The organism is Williamsia sp. Y712 (genome assembly GCF_059445525.1).
In genome coordinates, this window is sequence record NZ_JCAIUN010000002.1 from 278,335 (window position 1) to 300,558 (window position 22,224).

Annotated in this window: 24 protein-coding genes; 14 read left to right on the plus strand and 10 right to left on the minus strand. The window is 62.6% G+C overall.

Annotation, left to right across the window (positions count from 1 at the left end):
* Positions 1 to 73 precede the first annotated feature (73 nt).
* Positions 74 to 886: a hypothetical protein gene (locus AC1D75_RS16105; RefSeq protein WP_495516338.1), complete on the plus strand. Its 813-nt coding sequence runs from the start codon at positions 74 to 76 to the stop codon at positions 884 to 886.
* Positions 887 to 931: 45 nt separating this feature from the next.
* Complete coding sequence (gene acpM, locus AC1D75_RS16110; protein ID WP_495516339.1) at positions 932 to 1,228, plus strand: meromycolate extension acyl carrier protein AcpM; 297 nt, start codon at positions 932 to 934, stop codon at positions 1,226 to 1,228.
* A gap of 194 nt (positions 1,229 to 1,422) precedes the next feature.
* Here the strand turns inward: acpM and AC1D75_RS16115 are convergent, their stop codons facing one another.
* Positions 1,423 to 1,935 (minus strand): nitroreductase/quinone reductase family protein, encoded by a 513-nt coding sequence (locus AC1D75_RS16115; RefSeq protein ID WP_495516340.1) that lies wholly within the window; start codon positions 1,933 to 1,935, stop codon positions 1,423 to 1,425.
* A gap of 288 nt (positions 1,936 to 2,223) precedes the next feature.
* Here AC1D75_RS16115 and AC1D75_RS16120 point away from each other — a divergent pair, with 288 nt between their 5' ends.
* Positions 2,224 to 4,953, plus strand: a complete 2,730-nt coding sequence (locus tag AC1D75_RS16120; RefSeq protein ID WP_495516341.1) for a cation-translocating P-type ATPase — start codon at positions 2,224 to 2,226, stop codon at positions 4,951 to 4,953.
* 63 nt (positions 4,954 to 5,016) lie between these two features.
* Here the strand turns inward: AC1D75_RS16120 and AC1D75_RS16125 are convergent, their stop codons facing one another.
* Positions 5,017 to 5,283 (minus strand): helix-turn-helix domain-containing protein, encoded by a 267-nt coding sequence (locus AC1D75_RS16125; protein ID WP_495516342.1) that lies wholly within the window; start codon positions 5,281 to 5,283, stop codon positions 5,017 to 5,019.
* A gap of 95 nt (positions 5,284 to 5,378) precedes the next feature.
* Between AC1D75_RS16125 and map the strand changes: the two genes are divergently transcribed.
* From map to AC1D75_RS16145, 4 genes are all read left to right on the plus strand, one after another.
* On the plus strand, positions 5,379 to 6,152 hold the full coding sequence (gene map, locus AC1D75_RS16130; protein ID WP_495516343.1) for a type I methionyl aminopeptidase: 774 nt from the start codon (positions 5,379 to 5,381) through the stop codon (positions 6,150 to 6,152).
* A gap of 309 nt (positions 6,153 to 6,461) precedes the next feature.
* Positions 6,462 to 7,220: a carboxymuconolactone decarboxylase family protein gene (locus AC1D75_RS16135; protein ID WP_495516344.1), complete on the plus strand. Its 759-nt coding sequence runs from the start codon at positions 6,462 to 6,464 to the stop codon at positions 7,218 to 7,220.
* 34 nt (positions 7,221 to 7,254) lie between these two features.
* The gene (locus AC1D75_RS16140; protein ID WP_495516345.1) at positions 7,255 to 8,097 is read left to right on the plus strand and encodes an SDR family oxidoreductase; all 843 of its coding nucleotides are present in this window, start codon (positions 7,255 to 7,257) and stop codon (positions 8,095 to 8,097) included.
* Positions 8,098 to 8,144: 47 nt separating this feature from the next.
* Positions 8,145 to 8,516, plus strand: a complete 372-nt coding sequence (locus AC1D75_RS16145) for a DUF2255 family protein (RefSeq protein ID WP_495516346.1) — start codon at positions 8,145 to 8,147, stop codon at positions 8,514 to 8,516.
* On the opposite strand, the gene AC1D75_RS16150 is transcribed toward AC1D75_RS16145, so the two are convergent.
* Together AC1D75_RS16150 and AC1D75_RS16155 are read right to left on the minus strand one after the other, a co-directional pair.
* Positions 8,487 to 9,761, minus strand: coding sequence for an RNA polymerase sigma factor (locus AC1D75_RS16150; RefSeq protein WP_495516347.1), 1,275 nt, complete (start codon positions 9,759 to 9,761; stop codon positions 8,487 to 8,489). The two genes, AC1D75_RS16145 and AC1D75_RS16150, sit on opposite strands and share 30 nt — an antisense overlap.
* A complete protein-coding gene (locus AC1D75_RS16155; protein WP_495516348.1) occupies positions 9,758 to 10,129 on the minus strand; it encodes a YciI family protein in 372 nt (123 codons plus the stop codon). The genes AC1D75_RS16150 and AC1D75_RS16155 overlap by 4 nt, the downstream gene beginning before the upstream one ends.
* 210 nt (positions 10,130 to 10,339) lie before the next feature.
* Between AC1D75_RS16155 and AC1D75_RS16160 the strand changes: the two genes are divergently transcribed.
* From AC1D75_RS16160 to AC1D75_RS16175, 4 genes are all read left to right on the plus strand, one after another.
* Positions 10,340 to 10,768, plus strand: a complete 429-nt coding sequence (locus tag AC1D75_RS16160) for a hypothetical protein (RefSeq protein ID WP_495516349.1) — start codon at positions 10,340 to 10,342, stop codon at positions 10,766 to 10,768.
* Between the two features lie 156 nt (positions 10,769 to 10,924).
* Entirely contained in the window at positions 10,925 to 11,449 is a 525-nt protein-coding gene (locus tag AC1D75_RS16165) for a YceI family protein (RefSeq protein WP_495516350.1), read from the plus strand.
* Positions 11,450 to 11,644: 195 nt separating this feature from the next.
* Complete coding sequence (locus AC1D75_RS16170; RefSeq protein WP_495516351.1) at positions 11,645 to 12,886, plus strand: low temperature requirement protein A; 1,242 nt, start codon at positions 11,645 to 11,647, stop codon at positions 12,884 to 12,886.
* A gap of 101 nt (positions 12,887 to 12,987) precedes the next feature.
* A complete protein-coding gene (locus tag AC1D75_RS16175; protein WP_495516352.1) occupies positions 12,988 to 13,182 on the plus strand; it encodes a hypothetical protein in 195 nt (64 codons plus the stop codon).
* Positions 13,183 to 13,339: 157 nt separating this feature from the next.
* On the opposite strand, the gene AC1D75_RS16180 is transcribed toward AC1D75_RS16175, so the two are convergent.
* The 3 genes from AC1D75_RS16180 to AC1D75_RS16190 form a co-directional block, all read right to left on the minus strand.
* Positions 13,340 to 15,085 carry a flavin-containing monooxygenase gene (locus AC1D75_RS16180; protein ID WP_495516353.1) on the minus strand — a complete coding sequence of 582 codons (1,746 nt, stop codon included), beginning with the start codon at positions 15,083 to 15,085 and terminating at the stop codon, positions 13,340 to 13,342.
* 434 nt (positions 15,086 to 15,519) lie between these two features.
* A complete protein-coding gene (locus AC1D75_RS16185; protein WP_495516354.1) occupies positions 15,520 to 15,933 on the minus strand; it encodes an ABC transporter permease in 414 nt (137 codons plus the stop codon).
* A 226-nt stretch (positions 15,934 to 16,159) separates the two neighbouring features.
* Complete coding sequence (locus tag AC1D75_RS16190) at positions 16,160 to 17,884, minus strand: hypothetical protein (protein WP_495516355.1); 1,725 nt, start codon at positions 17,882 to 17,884, stop codon at positions 16,160 to 16,162.
* 219 nt (positions 17,885 to 18,103) lie between these two features.
* On the opposite strand from AC1D75_RS16190, the gene AC1D75_RS16195 reads away from it, so the two are divergent.
* Entirely contained in the window at positions 18,104 to 18,904 is an 801-nt protein-coding gene (locus AC1D75_RS16195; RefSeq protein ID WP_495516356.1) for an alpha/beta fold hydrolase, read from the plus strand.
* Between the two features lie 15 nt (positions 18,905 to 18,919).
* Here AC1D75_RS16195 and AC1D75_RS16200 read toward each other — a convergent pair whose 3' ends face one another.
* A complete protein-coding gene (locus tag AC1D75_RS16200) occupies positions 18,920 to 19,714 on the minus strand; it encodes an alpha/beta fold hydrolase (RefSeq protein WP_495516357.1) in 795 nt (264 codons plus the stop codon).
* 30 nt (positions 19,715 to 19,744) lie between these two features.
* A complete protein-coding gene (locus tag AC1D75_RS16205; RefSeq protein ID WP_495516358.1) occupies positions 19,745 to 20,128 on the minus strand; it encodes a VOC family protein in 384 nt (127 codons plus the stop codon).
* A 58-nt stretch (positions 20,129 to 20,186) separates the two neighbouring features.
* Here AC1D75_RS16205 and AC1D75_RS16210 point away from each other — a divergent pair, with 58 nt between their 5' ends.
* Together AC1D75_RS16210 and AC1D75_RS16215 are read left to right on the plus strand one after the other, a co-directional pair.
* Positions 20,187 to 20,837, plus strand: a complete 651-nt coding sequence (locus AC1D75_RS16210) for a TetR/AcrR family transcriptional regulator (protein ID WP_495516359.1) — start codon at positions 20,187 to 20,189, stop codon at positions 20,835 to 20,837.
* Positions 20,838 to 20,954: 117 nt separating this feature from the next.
* Positions 20,955 to 21,581: a dihydrofolate reductase family protein gene (locus tag AC1D75_RS16215; RefSeq protein ID WP_495516360.1), complete on the plus strand. Its 627-nt coding sequence runs from the start codon at positions 20,955 to 20,957 to the stop codon at positions 21,579 to 21,581.
* A 148-nt stretch (positions 21,582 to 21,729) separates the two neighbouring features.
* Here AC1D75_RS16215 and AC1D75_RS16220 read toward each other — a convergent pair whose 3' ends face one another.
* Entirely contained in the window at positions 21,730 to 22,131 is a 402-nt protein-coding gene (locus AC1D75_RS16220; RefSeq protein ID WP_495516361.1) for a VOC family protein, read from the minus strand.
* Positions 22,132 to 22,224 lie beyond the last annotated feature (93 nt).

Genomic DNA, 22,224 nt, shown 5'->3' on the forward strand with positions numbered 1-22,224 from the left:
TCGGCTGACCGGAGCAGTTGCCAAGTGTCCAATTCTCTAGACACCTGGCAGATGAACGTGCCACACTCGTGCGGTGACTTCCCCGCACAACTACCGCATCGACGTCGCCGTGGCAGCGGTGGACGCCGCTCGCACGCGGACTTCAGTCGCTGATTTGGCGCAACGTCAGGTGGTTGCGGCGGCAATTGCGTTGATGCGGGCCGAAGGGCTCAGCGACCGGAAGATCGCGACCGCAATGGGTATCTCGAAATCGTCGATTCGGGCCATGTCTATCGAGCCGACACCCGATCCTGATCAGCAGCGCGACGTCACACGGCTGGCACACCAGGTTTGGGTCGATGTCGCCGATCTCGCCGGGGAGCGGTTCGTCGTCGACGGCGATGACATCCCGAGTTTTGAACGTATGGGCGCGCACGGTATCGAGCTTGCGTTCCCGGCTTCGCTGGGACGCGCGGACACGACCTCGCGCGAATATGTTCAGATGACCACGGGGCAGCGGATACTCGTTTTCTCCCAGTCGCGATGGAACGGCTTTCCCGACCAATCGGCCGCGTTGGGCTGGGACCACCGGGGAACCTACATCATCCATCGTTGCCCCGGCCTCCATGTCGATGGATGCGCCGAATCGCACACGGTCATGCCGCCGAGTGAACTCGGCCTCGAGGACGGTGTCGAGGTTTACGGATCGGGTTGGGACGACCGCAAACCGACAGCGCACCAGGTCTGGAAGCTCCTCACCGCAGCCATCGAAGAACACTTCGAGGTATTCGATCCTTCCTATCCAGAACTCGAACTGCGAAGGCGCCCGGGCACGACACCGCGGTACCCGACCCGCGCCGGGAACAGCGGTGTCGCCGCAGACGTGAGCCGACCTTCAACCCGTTGAATATCCGACAGCTGCAACCCAACTCCGAGAAGAGGACATCCGCTCATGGCTACTGAACAAGAATTGATCGCCGGCATAGCCGAGATCATCGAAGAGGTCACCGGTATTGAGCCAGAGGAGATCACCATCGAGAAATCGTTCGTCGACGACCTCGACATCGACTCGTTGTCGATGGTGGAAATCGCCGTGCAAACCGAAGACAAGTATGGCGTCAAGATCCCCGACGAAGACCTCTCCGCTTTGCGCACTGTCGGCGATGCGGTCGCCTATATCCAGAAACTCGAATCAGAGAACGCCGACACTGCGGCGGCTATCCGGGCACGAATCCAGGAACAAGACTGATTGTTTCCAACGGTTTCGCCCGATCAATTCGGGCATACGAATAGCTCGATCTGCATCTCGCCAAGTGTTGAGCCAATTCGAAACATTGGCTGATTTGATCCTGTGCGCGGTTATCGCGCAGGGAATTCTGCCGGCGATTCCGACGTAGTTGATGCATTGTCGATTGTGCTGCCTTCCGTGCAGGGCGCGGACAGTCAGACGGGGCCGTTGAAGTGTTGCTCGATCCGGAATACGGGATAAGACCCTGCGACACTGCGAAATTCGGATAGCGATGCGGTGCGGGTGACCGGGATGTGGGGCCGGGCTCCGGGCGCCACCTGCAAATAGCGCTGCAGAATCGGCGCTCGTTCATCGACGGGGATTTCGATGAGGCGCACCGGCTCCGTACCGAGCGTCGCCTCGCCATCAGCCGCGCGCACATTGCGCACCCAGTTCGCGTCATCTCCCAACATCGACACCAGATAGCGCGAATCCCCAGAATCGGTGACCACCACCGGCACCGATACGGGTTTGCCGCTGCGTCGGCCGCGAACCACCAGCGTGGCCGCACGCCCCATCGTCAACCAGCCTCGGGCGTACATCCACGCCGACAGCGAGTTCATCGCTCGGGCCAGCGCATGTGGGCGACCACCCCGATACATCCACCTCTTCGGGGCATACCACCACGGTCCACTGCTACGTGCCTGCCTCCGGCTGTCCTCGGTCATCAGCGCCTCCCCAAAAGCTGGTCGTCACAACATGAACTCACTTTCACCCTCGCCCGTCAACCCGTATGTGAGCGGCGTTCGGCTGAGATAATCTCGAAATTGCCGCACGGTCGATCGACTTCCCGGTTCGACCCACGTCGGTGATGGGCCCGAGTGCGAACCGCTTGGGGCGAGTGGCCGGAGCAGTGTGGTCTCGTCTGGATCGGTCTGTTCCGACTTTTGCGCGGATCAGCTTGTGCGCCAAAGGTCTCTTGGGCAACCTCTGATGAGCCCGGTGAGGAGCGCTGAATGTCCGAGCAGGTACAGAGCGTTACGCATACTGCGAGCGTGGCGAAAATTGTCGAGGATCTCGACGTCGATATCGAGCAGGGTCTGTCGAGTGAGGACCAGCGTCGGCGCCTTGCGGACCATGGCGAGAACAGCCTGGATGAAGCCGCCCGCATCCCGACCTGGCGCAGAATTGCCCGGTTGCTCGCCGACAAGATGACGGTGGTGCTGATCATCGCCGCGGCGGTCAGCGCTGCCGTCACTCACGAATGGGAGACGCCCGTTGTCATCCTTGCGGTGATCAGTCTCAACACGGTGCTCAATTACGTTCAGGAGACCAGGGCAGAAGGCAACCTGCAGGCCCTCCGGGATTTGTCCGTGGCGGTCTCGCGAGTTCGACGCGACGGGCGTGTGCAGAACGTGCCCCGCACCGAGATCGTGCCGGGCGATGTGGTGCTGCTGGAGGCCGGCGACGTCATACCCGCCGACGGTCGGGTGGTCGAGGCCGCCCGATTGCAGGTCGCCGAGTCGGCGTTGACCGGGGAATCGCACCCGGTGGACAAGAGCACTGCGGTGCTTGACGATCCCGATCTGCCCATCGGGGACCGGACCAACATGCTGTTCATGAACACCGAGGTCACCCGCGGACGAGCCACCATGGTTGTGGCCGGCACCGGGATGAACACACAGTTCGGAACCATTGCAGCGCTGCTGCATTCCGCCGGTGCCGACAAGACCCCCTTGCAGCGCCGTATCGATCAGCTGGCCACGCTGCTTACTGTCGTTGCAATTGTTGTGGTCCTGATCGTGTTCGTACTCGGGCTCATTCGAGGTGAATCGTGGTCAGACATGTTGCTGACGGCCGTATCTCTCGCGGTGGCAACGATTCCGGAGGGTCTGACCGCGGTCGTCGCCTTCACACTGGCGATGGGGGCCTCCCGGCTCGCCAAGCGTGGTGCCATCATCAAACAGTTGGCTGCCGTCGAGACACTGGGCAGTACAACGCAGATCGCCACGGACAAGACCGGCACGCTGACTCTCAACGAGATGACGGTGCGTCGCTTCGAGGCCGCCGGTCAAACCTTTCGGGTGACGGGCTCGGGCTACACCACCGAGGGCAAGATCCTGACCGACGGCGAGCGAGCTCTTCCCGATTTCCGCCGTGCGTTCCTGGCGATGTCATTGTGCAACGACGCCAGTGTTTCCGAGGGTGTGCTGGTCGGCGATCCCACCGAAGGCGCACTTGTGGTGCTTGCCGAGAAGGGCGGCGTGGATGTTGTCGGTGCCCGCCGGAGCTATCCGCGCGTGGCCGAGGTCCCGTTCGATTCCGACTACAAGTTCATGGCGACGTTCCATGTGCACCAGGATCGTCCCGACGACACCCCTGGGGTTCGCTGTTACGCAAAAGGCGCGCCGGGACCGTTGCTGGCACGCGCGAGCCAGGTGCGCGACATCGATGGTGATCGGGTGCTCACCGATGAAGACCGGACGGCATTGGCGGCGATTGTCGATGAGCTGGCACGAGATGGTCTGCGTACCCTCATGATTGCCGGCAAGACGCTCGAGCGCCTTCCCGAGGATGCAGAAGGATTGTTCGACGCGGTCGACGGTTTGACCGTGTACGCCGTGGTCGGCATCCTCGACCCGCCGCGTCCCGAAGCCCGGGAAGCCATCGAGACGGCGCGGGGGGCCGGCATCGCCGTGCACATGATCACCGGTGATCACCTCACGACGGCATCGACGATTGCCGGTAATCTCGGGATCGTCGGTGAGGCCGTGTCGGGAACTGATCTCGACACGATCGACGACGCCGAACTACGCGAGCGCGCAGCGAGATACGGCGTTCTTGCTCGTGTGGCACCCGAGCACAAGATTCGCTACGTCCGGGCTTTGCAAGAGGCCGGCGAAGTGGTGGCCATGACCGGTGACGGCGTCAACGACGCACCCGCCCTCAAACAAGCCGATATCGGTATCGCCATGGGTATCACCGGCACCGACGTTTCCAAGGGCGCGGCGAAGATGATTCTGACCGACGACAACTTCGCAACAATCATTGCGGCGGTGCAGGAAGGGCGTGGGATCTACGCGAACATCATCAAGTTCGTGAAGTTCCAGCTCACCACTGCGTGGGGCTTTGTGTTGATCTTCCTCACCGCGGGAGTGGCCGGTATCGCCGGTGGGACACCGTTCACGGCGATCCAGATCCTCTGGGTCAACATCATCATGGACGGTCCGCCTGCGCTTGCGCTCGGCGTCGACCCGACCGAACCCGACACGATGCGACAGAAGCCGCGTTCCCCGAGCGAACGACTCCTCAACCGCAACAGACTACTTCGGATTCTTGCCCTGGGAATTGTCATGGCGACGGGCACGATTCTCGTCATCGCCGGGGCCGATGAGATCTTCCCGGAAACTGCCGATGATCCTCTGGTTGATACGACACTGGGGTTCACGACGTTCGTCTTCTATCAGGTCTTCAACCTTCTGAATGTGCGCTCGGATCGGGTCTCCGTGTTCTCGCTGCAGACATTCACCAACCACACGATCTGGTTGTCCCTCGTGGCGATCATCGTCTTGCATATCGCGGTCATCAACGTCGGCGCCCTTCAAGATCTCTTCGACACCACTTTCCTGACCGGCTCCCAGTGGTTCTTCGCAATTGCGGTCGCCTCATCCGTGCTGTGGATCGAAGAGGTCCGAAAAGCCGTGGTGCGGAGGGTCTGGCCGATAGATCGGCGGCCGGCAGCTTGATGGTCGAACGATCTCCGCTCAACTACGGATCAGCGCGCCCAGGCACGCCTGCGCGGTTTCGCGTCAGCCACTTTTTCGGAGGTCAGCCGGGGCAACGCAGATGTCCGCAAGGTCATCGAGCGGCAGGTCGAGGGCGCGGGCCAAGGCCGCAATGGTTGTGAATGCCGGCGTCGGCATCCGGCCGGTCTCGATCTTGCGGAGCGTCTCTGGTGAGATCGCCGCGGCCTGCGCCACTTCGGCGAGGGTGCGATCACCGCGGGCTTGACGCAGATATGCACCCAGGCGCTGACCAGTCGCGAGTTGAGCAGGAGTGAGCGGGAGACGGACCATTCCGCCAGCCTACTCCAGGCCGGTATGAAAATACCGGCGAAACAGCTAGGCTGGTATTTAAATACCGGACATCTGGCCGGTTGGAGAGGAAGCCAATGCTCGAACTGAAGACCCCTCGAGAGATCGAAGCGATGCGCGTCACCGGCGCATTCATCGCCGATTTGCTCGACGACCTCACCGCCCGCGCGAAACCGGGGGTGAACCTGCTCGACCTCGAACACCGCGCCCGCGACCTGATCTCGCAGCGCGGTGCGCAGTCGTGCTATTGGGACTACGCGCCGTCATTCGGGCGAGGCCCGTTCCGCAACGTCATCTGTCTGTCGGTCAATGATGCAGTGCTGCACGGTCTTCCGCATGACTACATACTGCGTGACGCCGACCTGTTGAGCATGGACATCGCGGTGTCGATCGATGGTTGGGTCGCCGACAGCGCGCGCAGTGTGATCGTCGGAGTCCCGCGACCTGAGGACGAGCATCTCATCGAAGCCACGGAACGTGCCCTGGCCGCGGGGATTGCGGCGGCGTTGCCCGGCAACCGCCTGGGCGACATCTCGGCTGCAATCGGTGCCGTGGCCGCCGACTACGGCTACCCGGTCAACACCGAGTTCGGTGGCCACGGTCTGGGGCGCACCATGCACGAAGACCCGCACGTGCCCAACATCGGGCGCGCGGGACGAGGTCTCAAACTGCGCCCAGGGTTGACCCTTGCGCTCGAACCCTGGCTCGCCCGCAGCACCGACAAAATCATCTACGACGAGGACGGGTGGACGATCCGATCCGCTGACGGATCTCGTACCGCCCACAGCGAACACACGATCGCAATCACCGACGGCGCCCCGCTTGTACTGACGTCCCCGGACCGTTCGTGAGCGCGATGAGTCCCGGATAAATTGCGGGGGAGTGGTTTTCAGCAATGCATCCCGCGGTTGCCAACAGGTGGGCACCTCGGGGACGGGCTCCTCGGACGGTGACCGGTAGACGCCGGGCAGCATGATCGATCCGTTGTCGCATTTGTCGTCGGCCGGTCGGAGGTCGCCGGCGCCGCTTTTGTCCAGATATCGCGTCCGACTCCTGAACGGGGTACTGATAGACCCTCCCGCAGCCGAGGCAGCCGACCTACATTCGAATCATCGGCCTCTGTCGAGGTCAACGTGTGGTCACGGTGAGGAGTGTTGGAGATGCCTGCGAACGCGCGAGCGCAGAAGAATCACGATGAGCTCTTTCCAGGGCATGTGTCGACACTGGCGCAGACCGATCCGGAGTTGATCGAGTACTTCGACAACTTCGCTTTCGACGAGGTACTCCAAGACAGTCGCCTCGACATCCGGACCCGACTGATGGTTCAGCTGGCCTCGATGATCGCGGGCCAGGCGCTGCGCGAATACCGAGTGATGCTCGGAGCGGCGCTGACCGTGGGAGTGACACCGGTCGAGGTCAAGGAAATCGTGTATCAAGCAGTGCCGTATGTGGGTATGGCCAAGGTGTTCGACTTCCTTCACGCCACCAACGAGGTGCTGACCGAACGCGGTGTGGAGTTGCCGCTGCCGGGCCAGTCCACAACCTCGCCGGACAATCGCATGGCGAAGGGCTTGGCAGTGCAAAAGGAGATCGTCGGGGCCGACGCCGTCGAGCGCATGTACGCGAACGCACCCAAGGATCAGGCGCATATCCAGAGACTGCTGTCCGCCAACTGCTTCGGCGATCACTACACACGCACCGGAGTCGATGTGCCCACCCGAGAATTACTCACGTTCACGATGCTTGTCGCGCTCGGTGGTTGTGACCCGCAGGTCCAAGGTCATGTTGCCGCGAATCTCAATGTCGGCAACGATCGCCAAACTCTGATCGATGTCCTGACCCAACTCCTACCCTTCATCGGCTATCCCCGAACACTCAACGGTCTTCGCATCGTCGATGAGGTCACGCAGGACAACTAGTCGCCGCACATGGGCGAGGATGAAAGGACCGGCCATGGCTCAGCGCACCTGGCTCATCACCGGAGTCAACAGCGGCTTCGGCCGCGAACTGACCGAACAGCTCCTCGCTGCCGGTGATCGGGTCATCGGGACCGTCCGCGACACCAGCAAGGTCGACGACCTCGTTGCGCAATACCCTCAGACGTTCGTCGCCGAAGTGCTCGATGTCACCGACATTCCGGCCGTTCACGAGGTCGTCGATCGCAGCTTCTCGACGGCCGGTCGGGTCGACGTCATCATCAGCAACGCTGGGTATGGTCTCTTCGGTGCCGCCGAGGAACTCAGTGACGGAGAGATCGACCGTCTGATCGCGACAAATCTCACCGGATCGATCGCGTTCATCCGCTCGGCACTGCCGCACTTTCGTGCGCAGGGAAGTGGGCGCATCATCCAGATGTCCTCGTACGGAGGACAGGTCGCATTCCCCGGCAACTCCATGTACCACGCCACGAAATTTGGGATCGAGGGCTTCGTCGAATCAGTGGCGCAGGAGATCGCCCCTTTCGGCATCGGGACCACAATCGTCGAACCAGGCGGTGCCCGGACCGAGTTCCGCTACGGCAGTGCCAAAGTCGCCACCCTCATGTCGGTCTATGACGACAACCCGGCGCACGGCTTCCTGAAGATGCTCGACCCCGCCAATGGCCTCGCACCGGGCGACCCTGCTCGTATGGCCGCTCGCATCATCGACAGCGTCGACATCGAGCCGGCACCGTTGCGGCTTTTGCTCGGATCGCAAGCACTTGCGATCACGGTGGACACCCTTCGCAAACGTATCGCCGACTACGAGGCACAAGCCGATGTTGCCGCGTCGACCGACTTTCCGTCTGGTGAATGAGCCCGCCTGACAGCGGTTGTCATACCGAACCCAACGAAGGAACACCGATGAAAACATGGAATATCGAGGACGCCGCCGTCGTCGGCGCACCGGACGAGGTACAGGTCGTTACCTACCGGCCGGATGGTCGCCCGCGCCGACCGACGACCATCTGGATAGTGCGCGACGGTACCGACGTGTTCATTCGTTCAACCAACGGGCGCACCGCGGCCTGGTTCCGCGCCGCGATCACCGCACATAACGGGCAGATAATGGCGCGGCAGAACACCTTTGACGTGATCTTCACCGAAGCCGCCGACAAGGACCTCGCGCGGGTCGACGCCGCATACCGCGCCAAATACGGTCAATACGCTTCGATCGTGGATCACCTCGAAGAAGAAGGGCCGCGGTCAGCGACGCTCCAGGTTCACCCGGCCTGAATCGCAGACCGGCCCAGGCAGCACGGCTTTGTCGCGTAGGTAGCGCTGCTCGACCTGATTGCCCGTCAGGTCGGCTGCCCGGTGGAAAAGTGCGGCGGCTGCGGTGGTCTGGCCGGTTTGTTGGAGGAGATGCGCGCGGACAGCGGGTTCACGTTGGCGGGTGAGTGGATTCTGGTCCAGGTGATGATGTCGGTTGAGATCGTCCAGTAGTGCCAGGCCGCGCTCCGGACCGTATGCGTGGGCGACGGCGACCACGCGGCTGAGTTGGACCGGTGGTGTCGGGGTGAGCCTCTCGAGCCACAGATACAGCATCGCGATCTGGGGCCAGTCGGTCTGGTCCGGGGTCGCGCTTGCGGCGTGTGTCGCGGCGATCGCGGCCTGGAGTTGGTAGGGCCCGGTATGGCCGCGGTCCCAGACACTGTCGAGAAGTGCGGTGCCCTCGTCGATCAGCATGCGGTTCCATCGGGTGCGGTCCTGCCCGTCGAGGGGAATCAGTTCGCCGGCGACCGTGCGCGTGGTGCGGCGGGATTCGGTGAGCAGCATCAGCGCCAGCAGGCCGGCCACTTCGGCGTCCTCGGAAACAGTGGTGTGCAGGGTTCGGGTCAGGCGGATGGCCTCGTGGGTCAGGTCGACGCGGGCGAGTTCGGTGCCTGCCGTGGCGGTGTAGCCCTCGTTGAAGATCAGGTAGAGCACCTGCATGACTGCGGTCATCCGGCGCTCGAGGTCGGCGTCGGTGGGTGGGATGAAGCGGGCTCCCGCTCGGGACAGTTGCTGTTTGGCGCGACTGATCCGCGTGCCCATGGTGGCCTCGGTGACCCCGTAGGCGTGCGCGATCTCGGCGGTGCTCAATCCACCGACCGCCCGTAAGGTGAGCGCGACCTGCGAAGTGTGACCGAGTGCGGGATGGCAGCAGAGCAGCAGCAGGGTGAGACTGTCGTCGGCCGGCGTGGTCTGCGCCGCCCGAGTGTGGTGCTGCATGGCCAATTCCGCGGCACCGACCTCCAGCTCGCGGCGACGGCGAGCCCCCTCGGAACGCAGCAGGTCGACCATCCGCCGATAGCCGATCCGGATGAGCCAGCTACGTGGGTTTTCCGGTACGCCCTGGGTCGGCCAGGTCTGGCTCGCGGCCAGCAACGCCTCCTGCACCGCGTCTTCGGCGATGTCGAAGCGCCCGAAACGGCGTACCAGCGCACCGAGAACCTGTGGAGCCTCGGCACGCAGCAGGTCCTCGGTTTCCGGGTTCACGCGGTGAAGTCCTCGCCCATCACCGGCCGGATCTCGATGGGCTCGCCGAGCGCCTCGACGATGCGCGCGACGATCTCGACGGCGCGTTCATGGCCGGCCACATCGATCACGGCAAAGCTGGCCAGCACCTCCTTCAACTCGGCGAACGGGCCGTCGGTCGCCACCACACCGTCGGCAGTCTTCCGAACAGTGGTGCTGACCGCCGGATGACCGAGGCCTTCGCTGCTGACGAACTCACCAGAGGCGATCAACTCCTCTTCGAGGCGTTGATAGGTCGCAAACGCGGACAGCGCTTCCTCCGAAGGGGTTTCGGCAGTCGCGGCATCCCAAGCCGTGGCCGGGGTGTAGCCGAGCAACAGGTATTTCACGATGCGTCCTCCAAATAGTTGGGAATTTGTCACGTTAATCGGGTTCGGGTGGTCTGACGTCGATCTCCGCTGCGAGTCGTCTCTGCTACCTCGGAGCCGACCTCCGGTTCTCGACCATCCAGAGCGTGTGATTCAGATCTCATGTCCTGATGTCGAAGTTCGGATCGCAGCTCCGAGGTAGCAGTGAACAACCCACATAGGAGGAATGAAATGAACGAAACCCAACCACAGCCGAGCCCCGAACTCCAGAACCTGGACCGCCTGGTCGGAAACTGGAAGGTCAGCGGCGGCGCCGAAGGCACGGTTCGCTACGAGTGGATGCCCGGCCGATTCTTTCTGCTTCAGCACGTCGATCTCCTCCAGTTCGGCGAACCGGTCACCGGCATCGAAGTGATCGGCAACCTGCGCCCATTCGGCGAACCGACCGGCACCGACGTCGTGTCGCGGTACTACGACTCGCTCGGCAACACCCTCGACTACGTCTATGAACTGACCGGCGACGTACTCACCATCTGGGGCGGCGCCAAAGGCAGTCCGGCCTATTTCCGAGGCACCTTCGACGCCGATGGCAACACCGTCACCGGCGAATGGGTCTACCCAGGAGGGGGTGGATACATCTCGAATATGACCCGCATCTGAACCCGGATCCTGGGTACTCGATGCGGCCAAGGGCGGTCGGGTACCCAGGATCTCGGATTTCGGTTGCCCGGTGGGTCACGATCGGTGACACTTCCGATCAGGCTGCTCGACTGGATATTTCGTCGACAACGGATCGCCATCTACCGGAGGTTGCCAATGACATCGCCGATCGACTCCGTCCCGGACTTGCGCGCATTTGCCGGGTCGTGGACCTTGGACCCCGCTAGCACCTCGATAACCTTCCGCGCCAAGGGTTTGTGGCTGTTCACGGTCACGGGCACGTTTGATTCCGTCGAAGGCACCGGAACGGTCGGCGACGATGGGAACGTGACCGGAACGCTGGTGGTCGATGCCACCTCTGTGAACTCCAAGAACCGGCAACGGGACGAGCATTTGCGCTCTGCGGACTTCTTCGACGTCCGGACATATCCCACCATCACCTTCGTCGCTACGCAGGTGCGGCCCGGCGATGGGGGACAGGTTGATGTCATCGGCGATCTGACCGTCCACGGTCAAACACGTCCGTTGACCGTCCCGGCTCATGTGGTCGCGGTGGATGACAGCGCGACAGTCGCCGCCCAAGTGCGCCTCGACCGTAGCGATTGGGGACTGACCTACACGAAGAAGGGCTCACGCCTGGCCACTCACCTGGTGATTGAGGCCTCCTTCGTCAAACTCTGAGCACCAGGCACCTTCTCGGAGGAGACCTTTTCTGAGTACCGGTAGACGGCAACGCAGAGTACCGGCACCTAGCAGTACCACTTGGCGGAGCTGCACGGTTTGCGTCTTCTCGGCACGGGGTACCGACGTGGGGAGTGATTGTGCCGCTTCTGGCTCAATGCGCATCGTCGGGCCGACAGTAAGGACAACTCACACATGGGTGAGCGGAAACCGAGGCTTTCGGGCGACCAATCGGAGAACGCCGGCGACGCCAGTGGTGGCGATCAGCGCACTCCGCTGATAGAACCGCCGCGAATGCGAACCGAAGACGACCGTGCGGCAACGAGGCTCGAGCTCTTTTTCGACCTTGCGTATGTGTTGGTCATCCATCAGCTGGCGCTGGCACTGAAGGATGATCTCGGGTGGCACGGTGTGGCCGTCTTTGCCGGTCTGTTCGTGGTCACGTGGTGGTCGTGGGTGACCACCACGCTGTACGCAAACCGGTTCGACACCAACGACATCGTGTATCGCGTGCTGAAACTGGCTGCCACCTTTGCGATTGCGGTGATGGCGGCCAGCGCGTCCACCGCCGTCGGGGGTGACGGGACCGTGGCGTTTGGCGTCGGCTACATCGCGACCCGCGTGATCCTCGCCGTTCTGTACCTACGCGCGTGGCGGCACATCAGCGAAGTGCGGGTCACGATCAATCTGTATTTCGCGGCGACAGTCATCAGTGCGGTCATCTGGACGGTCTCGCTGTTCACTCCTTCGCCAACCACCTACATCTTGTGGGCGGTCGGTATCGCGATAGAGGCCATGGCACCATTCGCGGCCACCCGGTGGGGCCCGGACGTGCCGTTGCACCTCGAACATCTACCGGAGCGCTTCGGCCTCTTTGTGATTCTGGTTCTCGGCGAGTCCATCTCGGCCATCGTGCTGGGGATGCATGAGACCCATTGGGCCTGGTCGTCCTTGTTGGTGGCCGCGTTGGGGTTCACCATTGCCGCAGCTGTCTGGTGGATGTACTTCGATATCGGTGGTGCGGAGGCGAAGACCGAGATACAGGATGACGACAGCGCTGTCGGCAGTGGCCGCGCCGATGGCTACATCTACGGACACCTGCCAATCACGTTGGGTGCGGCCCTCCTTGGTGTCGGCATCGAGCAATATGTCCTGCATCCGGTCGGTGAACTCACTGCTGCCGGACGTTGGGTCCTGTGCGGTGGGCTGGCGTTGTTCATCGCCGGGGTGTGCGCCATCCTCGGGTGGAGTTCGGGCAACTGGCGCATGTTCATCCCGTGGCCGGCACTGGCAATTCCTGTCGTGCTCATCGTGGGACTCGTCGACAACGCACTTCCATTCGCATCGGCGATCGTTCTCGCCGTTGGCGCAATCCTTGCGGTGGTCACCGGTATTGTCCGGCGGCGCAGAAGTCCAGTCGAGACGACCGAGACCTGACCGATCGCTCGGACCTCGAGATGTGTAGCCCCGGGACGTCGCGGGTATCCGAGGAACGACCCGGGAGAGTCACGGGAACGAGAGTCGAAAAAGGGGCAGACATGGCGAAATATCGAGTGCTCAATCCTGACGAGGACGTCATCGACGAGGTCGAGTTCAACAACGCTGAAGACGCCTACGAGTGGTTCAAGAATCGTGAGGTTCCATCGGGCCAGTTGGGGTTCCGCATGGAGGTCGACGTGGATGGAGACTGGCGATTCTTCGATCAGACCGACGGAACCAAGTCGCGCGAATGAACCGCTGACGCATAGGAATCACACTGCGGCATCCAACGGCATTTGCTGATGGATGCAGCAGTGTTTGACACGGGTGATTGCCCGCGATTGTGGCTCAGGTATTGGCATCGTGAGCTTCCGTGTCCAGCCGCCCGTGCAGACAGCCTGAACGCAACCGTCACATCAATTCGAGTCCGGTGAGGAGATCGTCTGCGCGCCACTTCTGCAGCATGCTGTAGTACGCGTTGGCGCCTCGGCCAAAGTTTGGGGACGCACCTGATCGGACGTTGCCCTCATTGTTGAAATAGCCAGGGGTACAGTCTCTCCGGTATTCGACGGCTGCCGGGGGCGTCTGGCCGAGTACATCGAGCCAGTACTCCTCAGCGGCTACCGTGGCGTCCACGCGCTGCGCGTTTCTGGCCCTGGCCGTGGCGATGACATACGCGATGTGCCGACCCATCTCGATCACGCTGCTCGTCCAGTTGTAAGCCGGAGCAACCTGGCCGGGTCCGTGGAGGAACAGATTCGGGAAGCCGTGCACCTGCATACCGTGGAACGTTCGGACGCCCTTGCCCCAGTACTCGGTCATGCGGATTCCGTTCACGCCGACCGGATCAACGCCCCAGGCTTTCAGTAGTCCGCGGCCGATGTCGAAGCCGGTGGCGAGGATCAAGCAGTCGAGTTGGTACTCACGTCCGCCGACAACAACTCCGGTGGCCGTCGCTTTTTCAACACCCGCGCCCTTGGTGTCGACCAGGGTGACATTCGGCCTGTTGAAAGTCTCCAGGTAATTGTCGTGGAACGAGGTCCGTTTGCAGAGCATCCGGAAGTGTGGCATCAGCGCGGCGGCCGTCTCGGGATCCTTCACGATGCCGGCGATCCGGGCGCGGGCGACCTCCATCGCGGCCAGATCGTCAAGCTCGGCCTGCTTGAGTTCCTCGCTGTCTCCGAACATCCCCCGGTTGTGGCTCGCCATGACCGGAAACACGGTGTGGCTCCACGCGTCGTCGATGAGGTCTTCCGCGGTCTCGTCTACGGTCTGCTCGTTGAACGAAAACATATGGCGGTCTTGCCAACCGGGTTCCAGTTTCGCGACCCAGTCCGGGTCCGTGGGTCGGTTGTCCCGCGGAAGCACGACAACTGGTGTTCGCTGAAAGACGGACAGGTGCTGTGCTGCCTCCGCCAACGGCGATACAAGTTGCAGCCCAGTAGCTCCCGTGCCGATCAATCCGACGCGTTTGTCCGCCAACTCCGGAAGTCCGCCACCGGTGGGCCCTGGCTGTCCACCGGTGTAGGCGTAGTCCCAGCGACTCGAGTGGAACAATGCACCGCGGAAGTCTTCGAGACCGGGAATGTCTGGCAATTTGGGCCGCTGCAACGCTCCTCCCGCCAAGATCACGAATTGCGCCTTGATGACGTCTCCGCGATTGGTGTGGATCGTCCACCGTCCGTCCGCGTCGTCCCATACCGCGTCCACGACCTCGGTCTGGAAGTATGCGTCACGGTAGAGGTCGTACTTTCGGGCGATCGACCGGCAGTGTTCGAGGATTTCCGGCTGATAGGCGTATCTTTCGGTCGGGATGTAGCCCATCTCTTCCAGGAGTGGCAGATAGATGTAGGACAGGACATCGCATTGTGCCGCCGGGTATCGGTTCCAATACCAGGTTCCGCCAACGTCGCCCGCGTTATCGATCATGCGGATCCGATCCACACCCTCCTTTCGCAACATCGCCCCCAGTGCAAGTCCAGACAGACCTGCACCCATCAGCACGACATCGACCTCATCGTCCACCGCAGCCCTGTCGATCGGCTGCGCCCACGGATCCACCGAATCCTCGACATAGTGATACTGACCGGTTCCCTCGGGGCGAAGCCGTCGCGCTCGCTCCTCGGCGTAACGCTTCCGGATGTTGTCAAGGTCCATCGGCTCAGGCAATTTGAACTCCTCGGTCAGCAAAATCAATTCCCCAGGTTGGCTTCACCTGGGAACGCGTTGCATCCTGCGCAGGCAGGATCAGGCCTGGCCCTCCGAAGCTCGGAGGCACGTGGGATACGGGTTCTTGCACCAATTTTCGAGAATTCTGCGACGACGAGGGATCGATGCCGGCATGGGGCACTACACCCTCGACCGTGATGCGGGTCACCAGTTAACTATACCCAGAGTAAAGTTACTGTCCAGTTCGACACACAGAAGTATGGCGTCTGTCGAATGAGGTTGGGGATCTCAATTCCGGCCGGCGGATCGGCCGCTATTGGCGGTACGATCACCGATCTGCACGCACTGATCGATGTAGTGCGCGCCGGCCGGACGCTGTGGTTCAGCCGATGCAATTCATGCTCTCAGGGACACACGTTGTCTTACAACGGCTCTGACAAAATATGTTGCACTGAGGCGACGATAAACACGATCACCGTGAAAGGGATGGCAATTAGTAGTTGGCCCCAGAATGTCGACCAGTTTGCCAATCCAACGAATGACAGGCCGGTGAGCACGGCTACGACCAGCCAGGACACCCACCGTCGCATTACCAGAGCTGCCAGCACAGGCGGGGCCACCATCAGCAGGCCGAGCCACAGCGGAGGCCACACGCCCAGCACGTTCACCACCGAATCGTCACACCACGTGGAACCGGCGACGCGGCCGAAAGGCAACGAGCCTTCAGCGTCACACGACGACGAAATGAGGTTCGACATCGGCCAACTACCGACCCACACGGCATTTCCAGCTGCCAGGAATGCCAACAACCACCAGACTGCGCGCAATACGGCCACACCGGAGTTTAGACGCTTCGTTGCGTACTCCATGCCATTCGGATCTGTAAACGAGCGCAATCCGATTGCGTTACAGGGACAGTCGTTAGCCGGCGCTGCATCAGATCTACGACTTGCGCTACCTTCGGGAGCGATGCGGGTCGGTATTACCCGCTTCAGGGCGCGATGGACCCACGCTTTGCGAATACGTCCAAACGGTCAGAGGGTCGTGCGCGTTCTCGCTGAGCTACTTGGCAGCGAACTCGGCCAGGTTGGTCGAAATGGGGTCCGCGGTCCCGTTGTTTTGCAGGGCTGCGGCGGTCAGGACATCGAGATGGTGGTAACCGGGGGCGATGACCGTCCTGCCGTAGGGGAGATCTTCTGGGGTGGTCATCACACCGGCGGTGATCCCACTTCCACCGAGGAGGTTCAAGATCGGGCGGGCGGTGAGTCCGGCTGGGTGGCGGAGCTGGTTGGTGATCGCGGGTGTCGTGGGTCCCAGGACGCTCTCGATCAACAGCTTCATCGGGAAGTACTGCTCAGTGAAATCCAGTGGGTGTTCCGCGAGACTCCGAGCGAGGTCGTTGATGTCGGTGACTTCATGGGCGGGGGTGGTGTAGGGGCGCCCGTGTTGGTCGAGATGCGCACTGCTGGTTACCTCGTTGAAGTTCTGCCACGTGTAGAGCGGGCCCTGTGCGACAGCAGGTATGACAAGGGGATCGGGGCCGAGCATTCCCGCAGTAATTTGCCGATTCGCGATATTGAGGTCGTCCGACAGGGGAAAGTTCTTGTCGGCCAGTAACCCGCCATCGAACATGCCGACGGAGGTTTGCAGAAAGGCCAATGGCTGGGAGTTGTTGTCCATCAGCCCGCCGAGGAGGGCGGCGTTGGTGAGGCGAATATCTCTGAGTGGCGTCGTGTCGGTGGCCAGACCCGCGGCGTCACGGGAAAAGAGAAGCCGTAAAGAATTGTCAATATTGTTGTTGCGCACACTCTTCAGGAAGTGCGTCTCACTGTCGGGAGCGATATTGGTGGCAGCGCCGACAAGCCCGAGTAGGTTCATGGTCTCGGGGTTGATGAGTGCCGGTAAGTTCGCCGACCGTGGGAGCAGTCCGCGGGTGGTCAGTTCGTCCAGAGCGTCCATTCCGAGGGGAGTTTGGGGGAGCATTGCGCTGAGTGTCGATACGTCCCCTAGCGGCAACGTCGTATCGATCGTGGTGTCGAGAGCGAAGTAGCCGGAGCATTGTTGGTAACCGGGTTGTCCATCGAAGTCCCATTGGACGAAATAGGCGGTCAGTGAGCCACCAAGCGAATGACCACCACAGAGCACCCTGTTTCGCCGAAACGCCGGGTCGGGCAGTTCGGCGCTCATGAGGTCGTACTGATCGATGACGGTCTGCTCGATTCCGATGTGGGAGAGCCACCCCAGATCGGAATCGGGTACGAACCCCGCGAATCGCCGTCCATCAACGGTGCCCTGACCGTAGTAGTAATCGATGGCGATATTGATGTCTTGGTTGGCGACCGCTGTGTCGATTCCGGTGTGATCCTCTAAGCAATTCGAGCGCCGATCCAGAGCCCAGAACTCGATATGCCGGCCGCCGGCCGCGGCGGCGGCGACAGTATTGCGCGCGACGCTGTCGAACGCTGCCGCCCCCTCCAGAACGCCGGGCTGAGCAATCAAGATCTTGTCTGCGTTCGCGGAGGCCGTTGGACCGTCGGCGGCGCGATACCGTTGGTACGAAAGCCAATCGCAGGCAGCTGGATGTGCGCCGACCGAACGCGGAAGCGGAATTTTGACGCGAACAACTGACTCGACCACCGAGGTGATCGGGGATGAGGTTTGCACGATTGATTCGGTGCGCTGATGCGACGGTGCAGAATAGGCGACGGGTGTGTGCGCCGCGATCAGAGCGGTTGTGGCCAGCAGAGTTCCCGCTACCAGTGCGGCCGTAGCCCGATTGACCTTCACGTGTGCCCCCCGACTCAACAACACTCTGTCCGAACGCTGTTCGCCAGAATCGTAGTGACCCACTCCCTGAATATCTGGGAGACTCCGATTTCGGTCCAATGGTGCCGCGCAAGACGCGAACATTGCACAGACTGGACGCGCCGGTGCCGCAACCCTTGCCCCTCCTCCTCAATCGGAGCAATCTGGGTATTGAGTGTTTGCGTCGCGGGAGGGCGAGCCATGGACATGGTTGAGGTCGAGGGACTCCAGATCGCTTATGAACGGGGCGGTCACGGACCCCCGCTCGTCCTCGTCCACGGGGGTGTCGGCGACGGCCCGCGAACGTGGCGGCCGCAACTCGACGAGCTCGCTGACGACTTCACGGTGGTGGCGTGGGATGCACCCGGCGCCGGATCTTCTTCTGATCCACCTCCGAACACCGGTATGGGCGAGTACGCCGACTACCTGGCGGGGTTCATCAAGAAGCTCGGATTCGAGCACCCACACGTCGCCGGGATCTCCTTCGGAGGAGCACTGGCGTTGGAGTTCAATCGGCGTCACCCGGACATCGCAGCTTCTCTGATGTTGATATCGGCCTACGCGGGCTGGCGCGGGTCGTTGCCTTCTGAGGTGGCCGACCAGCGGCTACAGCAGGCACTGACGTTGGCCGACCTCTCCCCGGAGGAAGTGGTCGACACACTGCTCCCGACGATGTTCAGCGGTTCGACCCCGTGGGACGTGGTCGACAGGTTCGGTGCGAGCCTTCTGGCGGTTCACCCGATCGGATTGCGAGCCATGGCACGAGCCTGCGCCGTGGATCTGCGAGACGTGCTTCCCAGCATCAAGATTCCGACACTCCTGGTGTACGGCGATCACGACGTGCGGGCCCCGCTGTCCGTCGCGGAGGCGCTCCACGGCGCAATCGCCGGCTCCGAGCTGGTCGTGCTCCGAGGGACTGGGCATCTCTGCAACTTGGAAGCCCCGCACCAGTTCAACGAAGCACTACGCAGCTTCGCCCTCGGTGTACCGGACCGGCGATGACGACGGCGACTGCGATCAGGCAGTGACGACCGGGTTCCGGACCAGGTCGGCCAGAAGGGCTGGGGCAGTGAGGGGGAGTAAGTGGTTGTGCCCGGGGATGACAGTGGTTCGGGCGTCGGGCAATATCGCAGCCAGGTAGTCCACCAGCCGATGCGTGAAGACCGGGCTCTCGCCACCGGCGACGAGCTGGACCGGCTGGGTGATCCGGCGTGCCAGCTCTTCGTCGAAGTTCCACTCGGCGAGTGCGGGCACCTCGCCGGTGAAGCAGTAACCGCAGTCGCGTTCGGCGCGTTCGGCGCCGGCTTGGCCCAGCGCGGTCGCGATTACGGTCCGATGCTCCGGTCCGCACAGTGCCGTCAGGAAGGTGTCGAAGGCAGTGGGCAGGTCGCCCTGGGCGGCGGCGCCCATCGCTGCACCCAGGGCTGGCCCGATTGCGGCGGCGACGGCCGCCCGGTCCTCCGGCGGCAGAAGCGGATCGATCAGGGGTGGTTCGACAAGAACGAGCTCGCCGACCAGCTCGGGGTGGTCGAGCGCCAGCTGCAGTGCGACCACGCAGCCGGAAGAGTGCGCGAGCACGCGGGCCCGCTCAATTCCCAGGCGGCGCAGCAGATCCGCGCACTCGTCGGCGTGGTCGGCCACCGACATCGGTTCAGGGGGTGCAGGGTCGGCATATCCCGTGCGGGTCACGCGGATCCGGCGTAGGTCGGCTGCCGCAGGCCCGCTTTCGAGTGGGACGAACCAGTCTGCGAACAGGGCCGCATGGATGAGAACCAGCGGCTCGCCGGTTCCTCCGGAATCGTGATATTTCATGGTGTTCTCCTTTTCTCGGTGTGGTTCGGGTCAATCGGCGTAGAGACGGATCTCGATGCCGTCGGGGTCGTGCAGTCCGACGAGGACTGCGCCGCCGTGGTGGCCGGTGACGATGCCGCCGTGCTGCTGGTCGATTGCGGCCAGGTGTTCGGCCCAGTCGTGGACGCCCTCCCGGGTCGGGACACGAAGCGCGACGAGGTCGAAACCAGACAAGGCAGCGGCGCGTTCGGGGTTGTGCCGGAGGGCTATCGGGGTCGTGCCATCGGAGGTTTTGAGAGCGACGCCGCGCAGCTCGCCCTCTTCGGTGAACTCGATCTCCACCTCCATCCCGAGCACCCGTAGGTACCAGTCGATGCTGGCGTGCACGTCGCTGACGGGGATCTTCACGTGGTGGATCGCGGCAAGGTCGGGCATGGTCTCCTCCATTTCATTGGAGTGAACTCTAGCGAGTCACTAGAGTAGTCTCTAACAAATGATCAATTCCGTCAACAACGAACCGCCACCGACTGTCAGCCGCGCCGAGAAGACACGCCTGACCAGGCGGAGGATCATCACGGCAGCGGCAGACTTGTTCCTCGACAAGGGCTACGGCTCAACCACTCTCGACCAGGTCGCGACACGCGCGGCCGTCGCGACGCAGACGGTCTACTTCCATTTCGGAAACAAGGCGACGCTACTCAAGGAGGCACTCGACATCGCAGCGGTCGGCGACGACGATCCGGTACCGCTACTCGACCGCCCCTGGTTCCAAGAGGTGATGGCCGAATCCGACCCGGTCCGAATCGTCGAGCTCTGGATGGCCGGCGGCCGTGAGATCTTGCAGCGGGTAGCTCCGCTGCTCTCCGTCGTCCGCGGCACCGTCGGCAGCGATCCTGACCTCGCGGTGCAGTGGGAGGTCAATGAGGAACAGCGCCGCACCGCGTACCGCGCGCTGGCCGACCTGCTGGCCGATCGCGATGCGCTCCGCAGCGGGCTCAGCGTCGAGGACGCCGCCGACCTCGCCTTCCTGATCGCCAGCGTCGAGAACTACTTCGTCGCCACGAACACCCTCGGCTGGGCGCCGGAACACTGGCAGCGCACCACCACCTCGTTGCTTGTCGCGGCCCTGGTCGGCCAGACGTGAGACCTGGGGATTCGTGTGAACACCCAGATCCACTCGCGATCGGGCGCATCGATGATTTTGAAGGCGTTCACAGGTCTACCCTTTGATCGAAGCAACCACCACAAACGGGAGCTGACCATGGGCCTGATCCACATCGAGCTGTTCACAACCCTCGACCTCGTCGGGCAGGCGCCCGGCGGCCCCGACGAGGATCCAGAGAGATTTCCGTTCGGAGGCTGGCAGGCGCCTCTTTTCGACGACGCCACTGGTGCCCAGGTACATGCTGCATACGAGGGCACGGACGCCCTGCTGCTCGGTCGGCGGACCTACGACATCTTCGCTGCGTATTGGCCGCATCAGGAGGGAGGCGAGGACAACGCGATCGCCACGCTCTTCAACGGCGTCCCGAAGTATGTCGCCTCCCGTGGCAAGCCCGAGCTTTCGTGGGCAGGGTCGACGCAACTCGGCCCAGATCTGGCCGATGCGGTGCGCGAGATCCGGGACCGGCACCAAAACATCAAGGTTGTCGGGAGCCTGAACTTGGTGCAGACCCTGTTGCGCGAGAAGCTCTTCGACCGGCTCGACCTCTGGGTGCATCCCATCGTGCTCGGTGTGGGCAAGGGAGTGTTCGACGGTGGCGCCGTGCCGACCAACCTCACCCTGCTCGAACCGCCGGTGGCCGGTGCGAGAGGCGCGGTATATCTGCGCTACGGCTTGGTCGATGGGACACCCGAGACGGGGGATATGAGCGTCGATCCGTCCTGAGGCAGTTCTGCGCCTCACGTTCCTCTTCGTCGGCGAATCGCCTGGGGCAGAAGCCTTATGTCACTGCGACCGGTTGTCGGCGACGTCGGCTGTACACGGCACCCGCAACCCAAGCGCTGTCATATGCGGGGTCGCCGCGGATGAATTGTCAACGGCCCTGGAACCGTGCGATAGCGTCCTCAGTCGCGGGGGTGAAGAGGTTGACCAGGTTGCCGTCGGGGTCGCGGAACAGGACTGAGCGATTGCCCCAGGGCATCGTCGTGGGTTCTTGCACCCATTCGCTGACGAACGATGAGAGGCGGGTGTATTCCGCATCGACGTTGTCGACGCGGAACTCGAGGATGACGCTGTGGTTGGCGGCCGCCCGCGCCGATCCGGCACCGAACAGCGGGACCGTCTGGGAGTGTCCGATGGCCAGCGTCGCCGAGGGCAGAACGAATTCGGCGAAGGGGGGCGCAGGCCGTTCGGCCTTGACTCCGGTCACCTGCTCATAGAACGAGACCAGTCGGTCGAGGTTATCGGTGATGATGCGTATTGAAGCGAAATGCATGGACCGTTCCTTCTTGAAGGGGGAGTAATGCTACGATACCGTAGCGTAGCTGTTCGAGAGGAGCAACATCGATGCCACATCGAGTACCGGAGG

Excerpts from the sequence above, each read along its gene's own strand:
- acpM (WP_495516339.1), top strand. The coding sequence starts at position 932 with ATGGCTACTGAACAAGAATTGATCGCCGGCATAGCCGAGATCATCGAA.
- AC1D75_RS16115 (WP_495516340.1), bottom strand. The coding sequence starts at position 1,935 with ATGACCGAGGACAGCCGGAGGCAGGCACGTAGCAGTGGACCGTGGTGG.
- AC1D75_RS16120 (WP_495516341.1), top strand. The coding sequence starts at position 2,224 with ATGTCCGAGCAGGTACAGAGCGTTACGCATACTGCGAGCGTGGCGAAA.
- AC1D75_RS16125 (WP_495516342.1), bottom strand. The coding sequence starts at position 5,283 with ATGGTCCGTCTCCCGCTCACTCCTGCTCAACTCGCGACTGGTCAGCGC.
- map (WP_495516343.1), top strand. The coding sequence starts at position 5,379 with ATGCTCGAACTGAAGACCCCTCGAGAGATCGAAGCGATGCGCGTCACC.
- AC1D75_RS16135 (WP_495516344.1), top strand. The coding sequence starts at position 6,462 with ATGCCTGCGAACGCGCGAGCGCAGAAGAATCACGATGAGCTCTTTCCA.
- AC1D75_RS16140 (WP_495516345.1), top strand. The coding sequence starts at position 7,255 with ATGGCTCAGCGCACCTGGCTCATCACCGGAGTCAACAGCGGCTTCGGC.
- AC1D75_RS16145 (WP_495516346.1), top strand. The coding sequence starts at position 8,145 with ATGAAAACATGGAATATCGAGGACGCCGCCGTCGTCGGCGCACCGGAC.
- AC1D75_RS16160 (WP_495516349.1), top strand. The coding sequence starts at position 10,340 with ATGAACGAAACCCAACCACAGCCGAGCCCCGAACTCCAGAACCTGGAC.
- AC1D75_RS16165 (WP_495516350.1), top strand. The coding sequence starts at position 10,925 with ATGACATCGCCGATCGACTCCGTCCCGGACTTGCGCGCATTTGCCGGG.
- AC1D75_RS16170 (WP_495516351.1), top strand. The coding sequence starts at position 11,645 with ATGGGTGAGCGGAAACCGAGGCTTTCGGGCGACCAATCGGAGAACGCC.
- AC1D75_RS16175 (WP_495516352.1), top strand. The coding sequence starts at position 12,988 with ATGGCGAAATATCGAGTGCTCAATCCTGACGAGGACGTCATCGACGAG.
- AC1D75_RS16180 (WP_495516353.1), bottom strand. The coding sequence starts at position 15,085 with ATGGACCTTGACAACATCCGGAAGCGTTACGCCGAGGAGCGAGCGCGA.
- AC1D75_RS16195 (WP_495516356.1), top strand. The coding sequence starts at position 18,104 with ATGGACATGGTTGAGGTCGAGGGACTCCAGATCGCTTATGAACGGGGC.
- AC1D75_RS16200 (WP_495516357.1), bottom strand. The coding sequence starts at position 19,714 with ATGAAATATCACGATTCCGGAGGAACCGGCGAGCCGCTGGTTCTCATC.
- AC1D75_RS16205 (WP_495516358.1), bottom strand. The coding sequence starts at position 20,128 with ATGCCCGACCTTGCCGCGATCCACCACGTGAAGATCCCCGTCAGCGAC.
- AC1D75_RS16210 (WP_495516359.1), top strand. The coding sequence starts at position 20,187 with ATGATCAATTCCGTCAACAACGAACCGCCACCGACTGTCAGCCGCGCC.
- AC1D75_RS16215 (WP_495516360.1), top strand. The coding sequence starts at position 20,955 with ATGGGCCTGATCCACATCGAGCTGTTCACAACCCTCGACCTCGTCGGG.
- AC1D75_RS16220 (WP_495516361.1), bottom strand. The coding sequence starts at position 22,131 with ATGCATTTCGCTTCAATACGCATCATCACCGATAACCTCGACCGACTG.